This window comes from uncultured Phascolarctobacterium sp., assembly GCF_902463975.1.
Taxonomy (GTDB): domain Bacteria; phylum Bacillota; class Negativicutes; order Acidaminococcales; family Acidaminococcaceae; genus Phascolarctobacterium_A.
In genome coordinates this window covers 1-15,457 of sequence record NZ_CABQHJ010000043.1, presented here as the reverse complement: position 1 = coordinate 15,457, position 15,457 = coordinate 1, and the positions used below count along the sequence as shown (strand labels likewise).

Below are 15,457 nucleotides of genomic sequence, written 5' to 3'. Positions count from 1 at the left end.
AGCATAGCTTAAATTTTTATTAAAAGCAACCTAAGCTATGACTATATTATACGAGGAGTAAAAACAACCGATGAACCTCAGAGACAACATGAATCAGTTATTTAAAACTTTTGCCAACGAGCATGACGAAAACTTTCATAACACAAAAGCTACCTTAATACAGCTCGAAAGGGAAACCACATTAAGAGAAGAAAAGCTTGTAATGAATGAATGCATGACAGCTCTCATAGAGCTACAGCAACAATTTAGACGTACACTCCAAGCAGAAAACAAGATTCACCAGAAAATATCTGCCAGGAACGCTTTGGGAACGCTCTCCTACTCTGAATACCGCATCATCCTGCACATTCTAGATGAACTTAACAACCAGGACGAGACAATCATCGTAGCATCACAAATGGCGGACAAGATTGGCATCACCCGAAGCGTTGCAGTCAATGCCCTCAAAAAACTTCAGAGTGGCAAAGTTTTCGAAACCAAATCCAAGGGTGCAAAGGGTACTTTGATTAAGCTTATTAATCCAGCCATCTACAAAGAAGTTGAACACCTTAAAATTATTCACTCCTGGAAAATTTAATAGCTTCCACTACCCCACAGCTCTCCGAAAACCACCCCTGCAAACCCTTCAGGTTTGACAAAAAACAATATAAAACGTATAATAGACATAAAGAGACAACTGGTTGTGGAAAGCCGGTTCTCCTCATTGTTTAGAAGTTAGAAAGAAACCGTCTTACCGCTAGGCGGTTTTTTCATGCTGTAATTACTTACAATACGTAAGTATCAGCACGACCAGAGTTGCGAAAGCAATCATCAAAGATAACGCTTCGAAAACAGTCATAACATCACCCCCACTCACAAGGGAGTAGAAAAACCGACTACCAGTTATCTCAAAATGTATTATAACATAATATTAATATTTTTAAAATACACCTCTAAAGGTGTGTTTTTTATTTTAAGCATATTTAAAAACAAAGATACCAGGTTCTATCCCAGCCTCTTTTATATTAAATGAATTGTACTACTGTACCCATTAATCTACTATATTTCCCGTCGCTAATTGCTTTGACGTAAATTATAGCATGACCTTTCATTGCTAAAGCCTTGGTTTTCAGTTTAATGAGTTCAACTTCCCAATCTTGCGTACTGTCTCCTAAAGAACCATCCGAAAAAATGATTCCCATGATAGAATATTCTTCTTTTAAGTCGCCGGTTGTTGTAATAATAGAATCATAATCTGTTTCAGGATTTTTGATTGAACTAAACCATCCCATTTGCTACACTCCTTTGTTCTTATGGTGAAATTGGCTATATTATATTATTTTGTTACGTGAAAAGCAAATGTTTTTCAAAGAGATCGTGTTGTAAAAAATCTGGATTTTTATTCTTTTGAGTGTTTCATTGTTTATAATGAAAAGCTCAGTTTTTCGAGTGATTTAATGTGATACAAGATTGTATGAGTTGTGTGGAAGAAATTTTTTATAACCGTTCAAATTATTTTCAAAGCTACAACAATAATGTATATAAATAAAAATCCTATTGCAGACTATATTAAAACATCTGCAATAGGATTTTACGCTTATCTCATATTAAATTATGCAACAGCGCCGGCTTCCCCTTACTTGCTCAGGTACTCGTCAATAGCAGCTGCAGCCTTCTTGCCTGCGCCCATAGCGCTGATTACGGTTGCAGCACCGGTTACGATATCGCCGCCGGCGAACACGCCCGGAATAGAAGTAGCACCTGCTTCGTCAGCAACGATGTTACCGCGCTTGTTAACCTCCAGATCAGGGGTAGTCTGCTTAATCAGCGGGTTCGGGCCCTGACCGATAGCCATAACTACCATGTCAACGTCGAGCACATATTCGCTGCCTGCGATAGCTACAGGGCTGCGACGGCCGCTGGCATCCGCTTCGCCAAGCTCCATCTTGATGCACTTCAGGCCGTTAACCCAGCCCTTTTCATCGCCCAAGATTGCAACCGGATTGTTCAAGAGGCACAGCTCAATGCCTTCCTCCTTAGCGTGGCCGATTTCTTCCTTACGTGCGGGCATTTCCTCCTCACTGCGACGGTACACGATATATACCTGCTCCGCGCCAAGGCGCTTCGCGGTACGCGCTGCGTCCATTGCTACGTTGCCTGCGCCAACGATAGCAGCCTTCTTGCCAACGTATACAGGTGTAGCGTAGTTCGGGAATTCGTAAGCCTTCATCAGGTTTACACGCGTCAAAAATTCGTTAGCGGAATATACGCCGTTGAGGTTTTCGCCGTCAATCTGCATAAAGTGCGGCAGACCGGCGCCGGTACCAACATAAACAGCGCTGAAGCCTTCCTCCTCCATCAGCTCCTTGATGGTGAAGGTGCGGCCGATAACAGCGTCAACTACGATTTTTACGCCCAGCTTTTTCAGTGCGGAGATTTCATGCTGTACGATTTCCTTCGGCAGACGGAACTGCGGAATACCATACATCAGCACACCACCGGCAGCGTGCAGCGCTTCGTACATGGTTACATCATAGCCCATTTTTGCCAAATCGCCTGCGCAGGTCAGGCCGCTGGGGCCGCTGCCTACTACGGCAACCTTTTTGCCCTTGCGTTCTGCCGGAGCTTCCACATCGTTATCCAGGCCGTGCTCACGCGCATAGTCGGCAACAAAGCGCTCCAGGCGACCGATTGCTACAGGCTCGCCCTTGATGCCCAGCACGCACTTACCCTCGCACTGGTTTTCCTGCGGGCAGACACGTCCGCAGACAGCGGGCAGAGTGCTCTTCTGCTTGAGAATTTTATAAGCCTCGGCAAAGTTTTCCTGTGCCACCTCATGGATAAACTTAGGAATATCAATATTAACCGGGCAACTGCCTACACAACGCGGTTTGGGGCAGTTCAGACAACGCTGTGCCTCGTCTACCGCCATTTCCTTAGTGTAGCCAAGTGCTACCTCCTGAAAGTTTTTGTTACGCACATCAGCCGGCTGCTCCGGCATAGCATTTCTCATTCCTCCACGCATTTGCAATGACCTCCACAGCTATATTCCAGTGCTTCCTGGTCCTTGTACATCTGCTGACGCATTACCAGGTTCGCAAAATCTACCTCGTGAGCATCAAACTCCGGTCCGTCTACACAGGCAAATTTGTTCTCGCCGCCAACCATTACACGGCAGCCGCCGCACATGCCGGTGCCGTCTACCATGATAGTGTTGAGGCTGGCTGTAGTTTTAACGCCGAATGGTTTGGTGGTCGCTGCCACGTTTTTCATCATGATAACAGGGCCGATGGCCAATACCAGGTCAATCTTCTCGCCTGCCTCCAGCATTTCACGCAGCGGGTCGGTTACAAAGCCCTTGCGGCCTGCACTGCCGTTATCGGTGGTCAAAATCAGCTCGTCGCTGATAGCAGCCATTTTATCCTGCCAGATTACCAGATTCTTGTCGCGCGCACCGATGATGGAGATAACCTTATTGCCCAGCTCGTGATATGCACGTGCGATAGGATAAACAGGCGCAACGCCGATACCGCCGCCAACTACTACAACAGTACCGAACTTGCCCATCTCGGAAGGATGTCCCAAAGGACCAACTACGTCGAGAATATCATCACCCTCGTTAAAGGTGTCGCACAAGTGCTTGGTGGTGTTGCCCACAGCCTGCACGATTAAGGTGATATAGCCTTTTTCACGGTCAAAATCCGCAATAGTCAGAGGAATACGTTCGCTGTATTCATCAGTGCGGATGATTACAAACTGTCCCGGATGGCATTTGTGTGCCACCAGCGGCGCGTCTACGACGAACTCGTAAACAGCAGGTGCTAAATTTGCTTTGGTAATGATTTTAGCCATTTTCTTGCTTTTCTCCTTTTGCTGCTAATTGCTATTTATTCAAGAGCTTTCTGGTGCAAGCCTCAGCTTCCGCGTAAATCTTTTCTTCGTCAAAGGTCAGCAGCTTGCCTGCTTCCACAACCTTTTTGCCTGCTACGAAAACAGTGTCGGCATCGGTGCTGCTTGCTGCATAAACCAGCTGGGACAGCTTATTGTGACGCGGATACCAGTAAGGCTTATGCATATCCCACAGTACGATATCTGCCTGCTGGCCTGCCTCCAAAAGTCCTGTATCAGCAAAGCCCAGAGTCTTAGCACCGTCAACGGTTGCCATCTCCCACGCTTTTTTAGCAGGAACAACGAGAGGATCAAAGGTGGTTGCCTTATGCAGCATTGCGGCAGCGCGGCATTCCTCCAGCATATCCAGATTGTTGTTGCTGGATGCGCCGTCCGTGCCCAGTCCAACGCAAATGCCCTTGTTCAGCATTGCCGCTACCGGTGCGATGCCGCTTGCCAGCTTCAGGTTGCTCTGCGGATTGTGTGCTACACGCACATGCTTGGCAGCCATGATGTCCATATCCTCGTCTGTCAGATGTACGCAGTGTGCAGCAATGGTACCCAACTCAAACATGCCTAGCTTATCCATCAGCTGAATCGGTGTCATGCCATGCTCTTTGACAACGGTATCAACCTCAAATTTAGTTTCGCACAGATGCATCTGGATTTCTGCCTTGTTGGCAGCAGCCTCGGCAATAACCTTTTCCAGATAATCAACAGGACATGTATACGGGGCGTGCGGACCGTAGGTAATGCGGATACGGCCGTTGTCATAGCCCTGCCAGTTCTTCGCCAGCACAGTGTTTTCAGCCAGCTTTACGTCCTTGTCCGGCGCTACGCCGATCAGGCCGCGGCTGAGGTTAGCGCGGATACCAGTTTCGGCACAGGCACGCGCAACATCCTCCATGAAGGCGTACATATCAGCAAAGCAGGTAGTACCGCCCTTCAGCATTTCTACGATGCCCAGCATTGCGCCCCAGTAGATGTCGTTAGCGTCCATCTTGTCTTCAATAGGCCAGATTTTGTTCTGCAGCCAATCCATGAGCGCCATATCGTCAGCATAGCTGCGCAGCAGCGTCATAGATACGTGGCCGTGGGTGTTGACCATGCCTGCGGTAGCCAGCTTGCCCTTGCCGTCCACGATTTCGTCGGCAGCAAAGTCTGCAGGCACTTCCTTGCCTACATAAACAATCTTATTATCTTCAACAGCGATGCTCTGCATTTCACCGTTCGGAGTATGCAGAAGCTCGATATTTTTTATCAGTAGCTTAGACAAAAGATTTCACTTCCTTGGTATAAATTAAGTCCTGCCTCCCTGTTCAGAGAGGCAGATGACAGTGATATTATTGTTTTCTACTCTTCGCCCTGCTGACGCTTGGAGTAATGCTTTTCATAAAAATCATGCATCACGTCCACGTCCTCACAGCTCAGCTCGTACACCTTATTGCCGGTGCCTGCACAGATTACGGCAATCTGCGCCGCCTTTTCCAGAATTTCGGCAGCCAGCAGTGCCTCTGCCAGGTTTTTGCCCCAGCAGACAGCGCCATGGTTGGCCAGTAGCACAGCCTTTTTGCCGTTCAGCGCGCGCACGGTGTTCTCCGCCAGCTCCTGCGTACCGCAAAGAGCGTACTGGGCGCACTCCACCCTGCCGCCGATAATCTGCACGATATCCTCAATAATCGCCGGCACTCCCTGATGCATAGCCGCAAGCGCACTGGCATAAATGCTGTGCGTATGGATTACGGCACCTGCCTCGGGATAAGCGTTGTAAATGGCGGTGTGCACCTTCAGTTCGGAAGAAGGAATGTGCTTGCCTTCAACTACGTCGCCCTCACGGTTGATGATAACAACGTCCTCGGGCGTCAGTGTTTCATAGCCGTGGCCGGAGGGTGTGATAGCAATATTCTGCGCGTCAATACGGCAGCTGATGTTGCCCCAGGAGCCTGCAACGAGCTTTTTTTCAATCAGTGCATGGCCTGTTTCCACAATGGCGGCACATGCACTTTCTTTAGCAAATAACTGCGTTTCCATGATTATTCGGCAGCCAGATATGCCTTCTGCTCTTCGCTCAGGGTGTCGATGCCTGCGCCCATAGCCTGCAGCTTCAGAGCAGCGATTTCGGTATTCAGTTCTTCCGGCAGTACATACAGTTTGTTTTCCATTGCTCCCTTATGGTCAAGCAAGTATTTCATAGCCAGGAACTGCATAGCGAAGGACAGGTCCATGATTTCAATCGGGTGACCGTCACCGCATGCCAGGTTAACCAGACGGCCTTCGCCCAGCAGGTTCAGCTTACGTCCGTCAGCCATGGTGTAGGTCATGATATTTTTGCGTACTTCATACGGAGCAACTACGGAAAGCTCCTCCAGATGATGTTTGTTGATTTCTACGTCGAAGTGGCCTGCATTGCACATAACAGCGCCGTTCTTCATAACCTCCATATGAGGTTTGGTAATTACGTCCTTGCAGCCGGTTACGGTTACAAAGATATCGCCGTGCTTAGCAGCCTCCTGCATCGGCATAACGCGGAAGCCGTCAAATACTGCTTCAATACCCTTAATCGGGTCAACCTCGGTAACGATAACGTTAGCGCCCAGACCTTTGGCACGCATAGCAACGCCCTTACCGCACCAGCCGTAGCCTGCAACAACAACAGTTCTGCCTGCTACGGACATGTTGGTGGTACGCATGATGCCATCCCAGGAGGATTGGCCGGTACCGTAACGGTTATCAAACAGATACTTGCAGTAAGCATCATTAACGGCAATCATCGGGAATGCCAGATGACCTGCTGCAGCCAGAGCCTTCAGACGATGTACGCCGGTGGTGGTTTCCTCGCTGCCGCCCATCAGGTTAGGAATCAGGTCACGACGTTCGCCGTGCAGCATATTAACCAAATCGCCGCCGTCATCAATAATCAGCTGCGGTTCGCTCTTTAAAGCCTCGCGCAGATACATGTCATATTCTTCGTTGGTGCAGCCATGGGTTGCGAAAACGGTTACGCCGCTGTCAACCAGTGCTGCGGCAATTTCGTCCTGAGTGGAAAGCGGGTTGCTGCCGGTAACAACAACATTAGCGCCTGCATTCTTCAGCACGAGTGCCAGATAAGCGGTTTTTGCTTCCAGATGAATGGTTACAACCATGTTGATGCCTTGGAAGGGTTTAGTTTTGCTGTATTCATCGTTCAGATGGTTCAGCAGAGGCATATATTCCTTTGCCCACGCGATACGTTGATGACCTAACGGTGCCAATTTGATGTCTTTAATAATGCTTTGCATAAATCTAAAAATCCTCCTTTAATATATGCTCTTTAATCTTGTAAAAGAGCCTGCAATTTCTTAATACTTTCTGTATACGGCGCTTTAATTACGCCATGCTCGGTAATAATACCGGTAATAAGCTCTGCCGGTGTCACGTCAAACGCAGGGTTAAACACTGCCACGCCCTCAGGCGCAGTCTGCTCGCTGCGGAAATGACGTACCTCGTCGGCCTTGCGCTCCTCAATAGGAATCTGCGCACCTGTCGCAATCGTAAAATCAAAGGTGCTCGTCGGCGCGGCGATATAAAACGGAATTCCGTGTGCCTTCGCCGCCAGTGCCACACCATAGGTGCCAATCTTGTTCGCCGTGTCGCCGTTAGCCGCGATTCTGTCGGCACCGACTACCACAGCGTTCACGCCCTTGGTGCGCATGGTCCACGCTGCCATATTATCGGTAATCAGCGTAACGGGAATACCGTCCTCAAACAGCTCAAACGCCGTTAAGCGCGCACCCTGCAGGAGCGGGCGCGTTTCGTCGGCATAAACCATTTTCAGCTTGCCCTGTGCATAGGCACTGCGGATAACGCCCAGTGCCGTACCCCAACCGCAGGTTGCCAGTGCGCCTGCGTTGCAGTGCGTCAGCACTACGGCAGCGTCAGGCAGCACAGCAGCGCCGTATTCGCCCATACGCTTATTCATGGTGATATCGTCCGCATAAATCTGCTCGGCCTTGACCTCCAGCGCCTTGATAATCGCCGCATGGGACTTGTCCTCACCGTTCAAACGCACAGCAAGAGCGTACTGCAGATTTGCCGCCCACGCCAGATTTACCGCCGTCGGACGCGCAGTAATCAGATCTGCGCGCACAGCATCCAGCGCACCCAAAAAGTCCGGCTTGTCCGCAACCTCGCGCGCACCCAGCACCATAGCGAAGGCAGCGGCAGCGCCGATTGCCGGAGCACCACGCACCTCCAAGCGTTCAATCGCCACTTTCACGCGCTTGTAATCCACGCAGGTAATCCATTCTATCTTTTGCGGCAGCAGCGTCTGGTCCAACAGCACCAGGCTCCCCTGCTCCCAACGCATAGTTTCTACCATAACAACCTCTTACAGCTTAAAGCCGCCAAACTCCTGCATAGCGTGATGGCAGTTGCATTTCGCCTCAGTCGGCTCTTCATAAGCGATGAAGGACAGAATCAGCTTTTCCATATTCTTAATGCTCAGTGCCATAGCGTCGCAAACCTCTTTATGGGAAAGCGGTGTCGGGGAAATGCCGGCAGCCATATTGGTAACGATGGAGCAGTTAGTGTAGCACATCTCTGCCTCACGCGCCAGAATAGACTCGGGCATATTGGTCATGCCAACCAGGTCACCACCCAGCATGGCGAACATTTTAATTTCGGCAGCACTTTCAAAGCGCGGGCCTTCGGTGCAAACATAAACACCATGCTTATGGAAAGTGATATCCGTTTTCTCCAGACATTTGATAACCTTCTCACGCAGAGTCGGGCAATACGGATAGGTGAAATCGCAGTGCGCTACACCACGCTCGGGGGAATCGTAAAAGGTGTTGATACGGCTCTTGGTGAAGTCCAGCACGTTGTCGCAAACTACGAAGTGACCTGCCTTCATCTCCGGGTTGAGGGAGCCAACTGCGGTAGTAGCAAAAATTTCCTCTGTTCCCAGGCTCTTCATAGCCCAGATGTTGGCACGGTAGTTTACCTTGTGGGGCGGCACGGAATGGTCTACGCCGTGACGGCTTACGAAAACCACCTGATTACCGCTCATTGTGCCGATGTTGCACAAAGCCTTACCAAACGGTGTTTCTATAATTTTCTTTTCGAATCCCTTCAAAGTATCGGGATTATCAATACCGGTTCCGCCAATGATAGCAATTTTACGCATATGCTTTGCCTCCCTTATAGTTAAATCTGATAATGAAAACTGTTTGCTGAAGTATGTTATTACGCATAATATCTATGCAGATTCTCCACACTTTTTCTATTATATAATACCATAAATAAGGCATAATTTAAAGAGTAAAGAAAAAGCACTCTCAGCAGGTGTGAGAGTGCGAAGTGGGTTATTTTAAAATAAGCCAATAACCATTTTTCTTAGAACCTTTACGTTTTACGATACCAGTTTTTTGTAATGATGCAAGCATTCTTCTAATGGTTCTATCTGTAGTATTCAACTCTAAAGCCATAACATGTTGTGTAATATGTGGATTTTTCTCTAATATATTCAATAATTGCTTTTGCTTATCTATCTCACTGTCTGTTGAATCATCTATCGTTAGTTTAGAGCCTTCATTTGCACTTTTATTAGGACATCCGGCACCCATCGACTCATTTATTAGGACATCAGAGCCTTCATTTGCACTTTTATTAGGACATCCGGCACTCGTCAACTCATTTATTAGGACATCAGAGCCTTCATTTGCATTTTTATTAGGACATTGGGCACTCGTCAGCCCAACTTCTCCCAAACTTTCAACAGGTAATATCAAGCATACCCTGTCAGGATTTTCCTTTTCTGTAATATCCGGCATAGCAAAATCAGTACCTGTCCAAGCTTTAAAGATCATAGGTAAACCACTGCCAGCACGTTCACCTATATTTATTAGACTAAACATCTTTATTAAGCCGGAATTACGTGGATCGGAAATTCCGCCATTTATTGCTTCATCTAAATCAATTCTGAATGTACCGGCATTAGTCATCGTTATACTGGTAATGTTTCTTTCAATAACAACACCTGTATTTCCATAGTAATCAGCGTTGATTAAGGTATTTGCCAAAGCCTCTCTTAAAGCCTTATGCAATTCTGTATCATCAATGCGACTTATCCCGTCTAAAGCAAACGGTACTTTAACAGACTGAGCAATGCGGTTATATACACGGAAATAAAAATCATATATATTACCGCTCCAATCACCGGAACTAGAAACAAACCTATCACTCCAACGAGTATCATCATCCAGCTTTTCGCGATAATCCAAAAAGTAATGCGGATATTCTCTTACAATCTCATACTCGTACCCGAACATCAACAAGCCTGCAGCAGTAGGATGTAATTTACCATCAGCATCTCTGCCGACTGCTCCTATACGATAGAGAAAATCAACATCTTCAAGTGCTTCCCAAACATGCCCCGGTCTTATCCCCTGCATTCTTATGCGGTAACGTTTAATAGTATCTTTATCAAAGACATCTAAATTCATGTTTCCTAACACAAGCATATCCTGTGTTTTAGGCGAAGCATCGCGCAGCATTGCCTGAATAACCTCTTTGGTACAGCGATAATCACCCTCGCCATTGCGTTTGTATGACGAAAACAAATTACCATCAAGGTATATAGGCTTATCATATCTCTGCGCGCGCGGTACACTAATAATAATGATCTTTTTACCGTCGAATTCACGAACTATAACATCTTTATCGTTAAGGACATTGATACTGATTTTGCTTTGATTGTTGATGATATTCCAAAAGTCTATTACTAATGCATCAGCATCATTTACACCTTCAACATGCAACTGATGTTGCGCATCTTCTGTAACACCAAGTAAAATTATACCACCATTAGTATTAGCAAATGCAGAATAAGTTGCCCACAAACTCTTCGGCAGGCCAACGGCAGCCGCTTTTGCTTCCAAACGATTATTTTCTTTGTATTTTTCGATGTTAAAAAAGTCTAGCATAGGAACTCACCTTCAAATCAGCAATTTATAATAAAAATAGCTTTAAAAATATTCTTGACAGAAATTTCTTGTTAACGTATATAACACATAACTTCTTAAGTCCATTATACTCGATAAAAATAGTTTTAACAAATATATTTTCATTAAAAACTTTAATTACTTCTCCACAAGCTCCAGCAGCTCCTCCGGCCTTGCAATCACAAGATCCGGCCTGCCCTCCTCCAGCAGCTTTTCCCAGCCAAAGGCCGTATAGCGCACGGCAACGGTTTTCGCCCCCGCACTGCGTCCGCTCTGCAAATCAAAGGGACTGTCGCCGACGCACAGGCACTCCTCTGGCTGCAGGCCCAACTTGGCGCAGGCTGCCAGCATCGGCTCGGGATGCGGCTTACTCTCCTTTGTATCGCCCAAGGCAATGGTCGCATCAAAATACTGCGTCAGCTGCAGGCAGTCCATGCCACGGCGCAGCATCGGCGGCTTCTTGGAGGTAACCACCGCCAGCTTAATGCCCTGTGCTTTCAGCTGCTCCAGTGTTTCCTTCACGCCGGGGATAGGACGAATCATATCATCGTGATGTGCGTTATTATATTCCCTGTAAGCGTCGAGCATAGTTTCCACCAGCTCCGGCTTACCGGAAAGCGCAATCATAGCCTCCGGCAACGGCAGGCCGAAGGTAGCCACAATCTTTTCACGCTCCGGTGTAAAGCCCAGCACCTCACGGCAGGTGTGCTCAAAGGTGGCAATAATCAAATCTATGGTATTGGCAATAGTGCCGTCAAAATCAAAAAGTATTCCCTTAATCTGCATCTTCATATCCTCTCTGCTCTTTTAGCTCATCTTCATAAAATTTGCATAAGCATAATAAATTTATTATATCATGTTTACCTGCCTTTGCGCACTAAAAAAGCACTCCCGCTTGCGCAGAAGTGCTTATAAAACTTATTTTTCGTCCTTTTTGGCAAAGACTACTTCCTTAGGACCGTCATTTACTGCGTCCTCGGGAATAATTACATCGTCGAAGCTGATGCCGCGGGTGTGCAGCGTGTGGCTCCACTCATGGTCATGGCGGTGCCACCAACCAAGGGCTGTAATAGGAATCCAGCTGTAAATAAACAGCGGATACAGCAGCAGATACATCCAGGACTTGAAGGAAGCACGGATTTTCCACAGTACCGCTACCGGGAAAATATACTGGCCAATACCAACCAAGGTCCAAACCTCTACCGGAATAATGGTATACAGGATATTGGTGTAGAACGGATAGAAGTTATAAATATAGCTGCAAAGCACAAAGAACGTGGAAATCATCAGGAAGTACGGCTGAATGAGGTTCACAGAGCAGTCCAGCATGACAATATTGCGTGTCTTGATTGCTTTTTTGATCATCGGGATGAGATAGCGGTCCGCAACGTCAAAGTGACCCTGCGACCAACGCTTACGCTGGTTCCAGGTCTGCTTGAAGGTCAGCGGCTTTTCGTCATAGATGATTGCATCATGCGCCCAGGTTGTAGGAATACCTTCCATCATCGCCTGAATGGTGAACTCCATATCCTCGGTCAGGCAGGTTGCACGCCAGCCGTAACGCTTCAATACCTCGGTATCAAAGCACATGCCGGTGCCGCCAAGGCAGCAGGACAGGCCCATGTTGTACTTTGCCAAGCTCCATACATGGTTAACAATCCAGAAGGAAATTGCAAATACGCCGCTTACCCAGGTATCAGTCGGGTTTTTGGCATCCATATAGCCTTGGATAATGCGTTCGCCGTTGCACAGACGGCTGTTCATCTCCTGCAGGAAGTTGGGATGCACCAGGTTATCGGCATCGAAAACGCAAACCGCATCATACTTTTTATCCAGCTTGAACAGTCTGTCGAACATCCACGCGAGAGCAAAGCCCTTGCCCTTGCCGGTTTCGCTGAAGCGCTCATGCACCAGCGCGCCGGCCTTGCGTGCAACCTCTGCGGTTTTGTCCGAGCAGTTATCTGCAACAACATAGATATCATATAAAGCGTCATTATAATTCAGACGACGCAGGTTATCTACTAACTGGGCAATAACTCTTTCCTCATTATGCGCACAGGCAATCAAGGCAAAGGTTTTGCTTTCATTATATATCTTAACTTCCTTCTTCTTGCCGAACAGGCCGAACCAAGAAACAAAAAAGTAGTAGAGCGTAAAAAATATAATCAATAGCTGCAAAGGTATCATGATTATATCAAAAGCTGTATACATCAAAAATCTCCTTTACTCCCCTAACGGCAAATTATTTGTTCTTACCTGTAAGAGCACGGTAAACATGGTTTACAATGCCTGCCAGCGTATAGGTGAACATTGCTACAAACGGCCACGCACCGGGACGCTCGTACAGCATTACGGCACCGACAATTACAGCAATGATTACAGGCAGACGGTACATAGGATTACCCTTGCCCTTGAAATCCGGGAATTTGACCTCGCTGTACATGATGCAGGCAATTACCAGAGTAACTGCTGCCAGGACAGACGGAGCGAATTGATATCCGGAAACAACATAGGTTGCCAAGAAGCAGGCACCTGCCGGAATAGGCATGCCCTGAAAATAACCATGTACAACACCGGTGTTGCAGTTGAAGCGTGCCAGACGCAGGCAGCCGCCTACAGCGAAGAGTGCGGCGATAACCTGACCTGCAAGGCCCAGCTCCTGCAGGCCATACATATAAATCATGATGGCAGGCGCAACGCCGAAGGAGCACATATCGCAAAGAGAATCCATCTCCTTGCCGAAGTCACCGCCGCCAACGCCGAGAGCGCGGGCAGCACGGCCATCCATAGAATCAAAAATTACAGCGATTACGATGAAAACGGGGGCAAGGAAGAAATCACCCTCGATAGTTTTAAAGATAGACAGCACACCGAAAATAAGGCTCGCAGAGCTGATGCTGTTCGGAATCAGACGACGCCAGTTCATTGTTCTTTAACCCTCCCCACTACGGTAATACCGCCAACAACCTTATCACCCTTCTTAACGGTGATTTCAACATTTCTGGGCACAACCAGCTCCGTGCTGGAGCCAAATTTGATCATACCGTAGGTTTCACCCTGTTTGAGGTTGGTTCCTACAGTTACCCAGGAAACGATACGGCGTGCCAGCAGACCGGCAATCTGGATTACCAGGAAACGCATACGGCCATTATCCATACCGATAGCATGACGCTCGTTTTCAAAAGAAGCGTTTTTCTCATACGCAGGCACGAACTGACCGCAGGTATAGCGCTGATATTTGATTTCGCCGTCGAGCGGCGCACGGTTGGTATGCACGTTGAATACGGAAAGGAAAATAGTTACCTTAATCGCAGGCTCGTTGAGATATTCATCATCAAAAATTTCATCTACGCCCATTACCGTACCGTCTGCAGGCGAATACAGGATGTTGGGATCATAAGGCGTAACGCGGTGGAAATCACGGAAGAAGTAGGCAAAGTATAATGCCAGCACTACAGGGATTACGGCCCACACAGCGCCGAAGAAATAATATACTATTGCAGCCAACAACAGAGAAACACCAACATAAATATAACCATCTTTTACAATAAACATATAAAGCCTCGCTTTCCTGCGAATATTTCTTTTAATCTAAAATTTCATATCAGCAAACGACCTCAAACTGACTGTGCAGTCTGTTTTTTTGCGGATATAAAAAGTGATGGAATGCTACTTCCATCACTTTATTATAATACACCAACCTGCTTTTGTCTATATAAGTGTAAAATTCTTAGCACTTTTGACAAGCACAATGTTCTTGCAGTATAGCCTAAAACTTAGACGCCATTACCTTGATTACAAACTTAGGCAACGCCATCATGCGCATAAAACGGCTGGGCTGCTTGTACAGGCGGAAGGCCCATTCCAAAGAAGCATCCTGCATCCATTTCGGTGCGCGCTCCATTTTGCCGGCGAGCACGTCAAAGCTGCCGCCGATGCCCATCAGAATTTTGGCGTTCAGCTCCGCGCGGTGTGCCACCAGCCATTTTTCCTGCTTCGGTGCGCCCAAGGCAACGAAAAGCATATCTGCACCGCTGGTGTTGATGTCCGCAATAATCTGCGGCACATCCTCATCATTAAAGTAACCGTTGTGGCAGCCTACTACCTGTACGCCCGGATAAAGCTCCTCAGCCTTCGCCTTCGCAGCTTCGGCAATTCCCGGACTGCCGCCGAAAAAGTACGCCTTGTAGCCCTTGTGCGCCGATAAATCCAACAGCTCGTTATAGAGGTCAAAGCCTGCTACACGCTCCGGCACCTTGTAGCCCAGGTGTCTGCCTGCCCACACGGCACCGGCGCCGTCGGGCAGCACCAGCTCCGCATCCTCGCAGATGATTTTCTTGTAATCTGCGTTTTCCTGGCACATCATAATGATTTCTGCATTCGCCGTAACAACGAAGGTCTGCTCCTTGGCGAGCATTCTTTCTTCAAGCGTTTTTACTGCCTCCTGCATAGTCATTGCGTGTACAGGTACGCCTAATATTTTAATTGCTTGTATCATTAAAATTCACCTCATTCGTTATGCGTCATTACACGCTAAAAATTTTTCAAAGTGATTTTGATAAGGGAACCATCATAATTCCAGCAAAATTAGCTTTGATATTTCTCAAGAT

At 47.5% G+C, this 15,457-nt stretch carries 16 protein-coding genes; 1 reads left to right on the top strand and 15 read right to left on the bottom strand.

All coding sequences use genetic code 11. The features are described from left to right. Positions 1-70 precede the first annotated feature (70 nt). The gene (locus RDW05_RS10990; protein ID WP_307979067.1) at positions 71-577 is read left to right on the top strand and encodes a replication/maintenance protein RepL; all 507 of its coding nucleotides are present in this window, start codon (positions 71-73) and stop codon (positions 575-577) included. A gap of 183 nt (positions 578-760) precedes the next feature. Here the strand turns inward: RDW05_RS10990 and RDW05_RS11695 are convergent, their stop codons facing one another. From RDW05_RS11695 to RDW05_RS10920, 15 genes are all read right to left on the bottom strand, one after another. After that, a complete protein-coding gene (locus tag RDW05_RS11695) occupies positions 761-838 on the bottom strand; it encodes a putative holin-like toxin (RefSeq protein WP_374111039.1) in 78 nt (25 codons plus the stop codon). Between the two features lie 166 nt (positions 839-1,004). After that, positions 1,005-1,271 (bottom strand): hypothetical protein, encoded by a 267-nt coding sequence (locus tag RDW05_RS10985; protein ID WP_304278349.1) that lies wholly within the window; start codon positions 1,269-1,271, stop codon positions 1,005-1,007. Between the two features lie 344 nt (positions 1,272-1,615). Next, positions 1,616-3,004 (bottom strand): NADPH-dependent glutamate synthase, encoded by a 1,389-nt coding sequence (gene gltA / locus RDW05_RS10980; protein WP_307979066.1) that lies wholly within the window; start codon positions 3,002-3,004, stop codon positions 1,616-1,618. After that, positions 2,989-3,831: a sulfide/dihydroorotate dehydrogenase-like FAD/NAD-binding protein gene (locus RDW05_RS10975; protein WP_307979065.1), complete on the bottom strand. Its 843-nt coding sequence runs from the start codon at positions 3,829-3,831 to the stop codon at positions 2,989-2,991. Before RDW05_RS10975 ends, gltA begins: the two co-directional genes overlap by 16 nt. A gap of 31 nt (positions 3,832-3,862) precedes the next feature. Continuing rightward, the gene (locus RDW05_RS10970; RefSeq protein ID WP_307979064.1) at positions 3,863-5,143 is read right to left on the bottom strand and encodes an amidohydrolase; all 1,281 of its coding nucleotides are present in this window, start codon (positions 5,141-5,143) and stop codon (positions 3,863-3,865) included. 77 nt (positions 5,144-5,220) lie between these two features. After that, the gene (locus RDW05_RS10965; RefSeq protein WP_307979063.1) at positions 5,221-5,898 is read right to left on the bottom strand and encodes a class II aldolase/adducin family protein; all 678 of its coding nucleotides are present in this window, start codon (positions 5,896-5,898) and stop codon (positions 5,221-5,223) included. Positions 5,899-5,900: 2 nt separating this feature from the next. Then, on the bottom strand, positions 5,901-7,145 hold the full coding sequence (locus RDW05_RS10960; RefSeq protein ID WP_293851175.1) for an adenosylhomocysteinase: 1,245 nt from the start codon (positions 7,143-7,145) through the stop codon (positions 5,901-5,903). 32 nt (positions 7,146-7,177) lie between these two features. After that, positions 7,178-8,224 (bottom strand): S-methyl-5-thioribose-1-phosphate isomerase, encoded by a 1,047-nt coding sequence (gene mtnA / locus RDW05_RS10955; RefSeq protein WP_307979062.1) that lies wholly within the window; start codon positions 8,222-8,224, stop codon positions 7,178-7,180. Between the two features lie 9 nt (positions 8,225-8,233). Further along, positions 8,234-9,031, bottom strand: coding sequence for an S-methyl-5'-thioadenosine phosphorylase (gene mtnP, locus RDW05_RS10950; RefSeq protein WP_009145105.1), 798 nt, complete (start codon positions 9,029-9,031; stop codon positions 8,234-8,236). Positions 9,032-9,209: 178 nt separating this feature from the next. After that, entirely contained in the window at positions 9,210-10,829 is a 1,620-nt protein-coding gene (locus RDW05_RS10945) for an RNA-binding domain-containing protein (RefSeq protein ID WP_307979060.1), read from the bottom strand. Between the two features lie 156 nt (positions 10,830-10,985). Further along, a complete protein-coding gene (locus tag RDW05_RS10940; protein ID WP_307979059.1) occupies positions 10,986-11,639 on the bottom strand; it encodes an HAD-IA family hydrolase in 654 nt (217 codons plus the stop codon). Positions 11,640-11,765: 126 nt separating this feature from the next. Then, positions 11,766-13,058: a glycosyltransferase family 2 protein gene (locus RDW05_RS10935; protein ID WP_009145103.1), complete on the bottom strand. Its 1,293-nt coding sequence runs from the start codon at positions 13,056-13,058 to the stop codon at positions 11,766-11,768. 31 nt (positions 13,059-13,089) lie between these two features. Further along, complete coding sequence (gene pssA, locus RDW05_RS10930) at positions 13,090-13,773, bottom strand: CDP-diacylglycerol--serine O-phosphatidyltransferase (protein ID WP_304076307.1); 684 nt, start codon at positions 13,771-13,773, stop codon at positions 13,090-13,092. Continuing rightward, on the bottom strand, positions 13,770-14,402 hold the full coding sequence (locus RDW05_RS10925; protein ID WP_303712826.1) for a phosphatidylserine decarboxylase family protein: 633 nt from the start codon (positions 14,400-14,402) through the stop codon (positions 13,770-13,772). The genes pssA and RDW05_RS10925 overlap by 4 nt, the downstream gene beginning before the upstream one ends. A gap of 214 nt (positions 14,403-14,616) precedes the next feature. Then, positions 14,617-15,345 (bottom strand): WecB/TagA/CpsF family glycosyltransferase, encoded by a 729-nt coding sequence (locus RDW05_RS10920; protein ID WP_307979057.1) that lies wholly within the window; start codon positions 15,343-15,345, stop codon positions 14,617-14,619. Positions 15,346-15,457: the final 112 nt, after the last annotated feature.

Bases quoted from the DNA above. Each gene is read 5' to 3' on its own strand.
- RDW05_RS10940 (WP_307979059.1), bottom strand. From the start codon at position 11,639: ATGAAGATGCAGATTAAGGGAATACTTTTTGATTTTGACGGCACTATT.
- RDW05_RS10960 (WP_293851175.1), bottom strand. From the start codon at position 7,145: ATGCAAAGCATTATTAAAGACATCAAATTGGCACCGTTAGGTCATCAA.
- RDW05_RS10945 (WP_307979060.1), bottom strand. From the start codon at position 10,829: ATGCTAGACTTTTTTAACATCGAAAAATACAAAGAAAATAATCGTTTG.
- gltA (WP_307979066.1), bottom strand. From the start codon at position 3,004: ATGCGTGGAGGAATGAGAAATGCTATGCCGGAGCAGCCGGCTGATGTG.
- RDW05_RS10925 (WP_303712826.1), bottom strand. From the start codon at position 14,402: ATGTTTATTGTAAAAGATGGTTATATTTATGTTGGTGTTTCTCTGTTG.
- RDW05_RS10965 (WP_307979063.1), bottom strand. From the start codon at position 5,898: ATGGAAACGCAGTTATTTGCTAAAGAAAGTGCATGTGCCGCCATTGTG.
- RDW05_RS11695 (WP_374111039.1), bottom strand. From the start codon at position 838: ATGACTGTTTTCGAAGCGTTATCTTTGATGATTGCTTTCGCAACTCTG.
- RDW05_RS10985 (WP_304278349.1), bottom strand. From the start codon at position 1,271: ATGGGATGGTTTAGTTCAATCAAAAATCCTGAAACAGATTATGATTCT.
- RDW05_RS10935 (WP_009145103.1), bottom strand. From the start codon at position 13,058: ATGTATACAGCTTTTGATATAATCATGATACCTTTGCAGCTATTGATT.
- RDW05_RS10920 (WP_307979057.1), bottom strand. From the start codon at position 15,345: ATGATACAAGCAATTAAAATATTAGGCGTACCTGTACACGCAATGACT.
- RDW05_RS10975 (WP_307979065.1), bottom strand. From the start codon at position 3,831: ATGGCTAAAATCATTACCAAAGCAAATTTAGCACCTGCTGTTTACGAG.
- mtnA (WP_307979062.1), bottom strand. From the start codon at position 8,224: ATGGTAGAAACTATGCGTTGGGAGCAGGGGAGCCTGGTGCTGTTGGAC.
- mtnP (WP_009145105.1), bottom strand. From the start codon at position 9,031: ATGCGTAAAATTGCTATCATTGGCGGAACCGGTATTGATAATCCCGAT.
- pssA (WP_304076307.1), bottom strand. From the start codon at position 13,773: ATGAACTGGCGTCGTCTGATTCCGAACAGCATCAGCTCTGCGAGCCTT.
- RDW05_RS10990 (WP_307979067.1), top strand. From the start codon at position 71: ATGAACCTCAGAGACAACATGAATCAGTTATTTAAAACTTTTGCCAAC.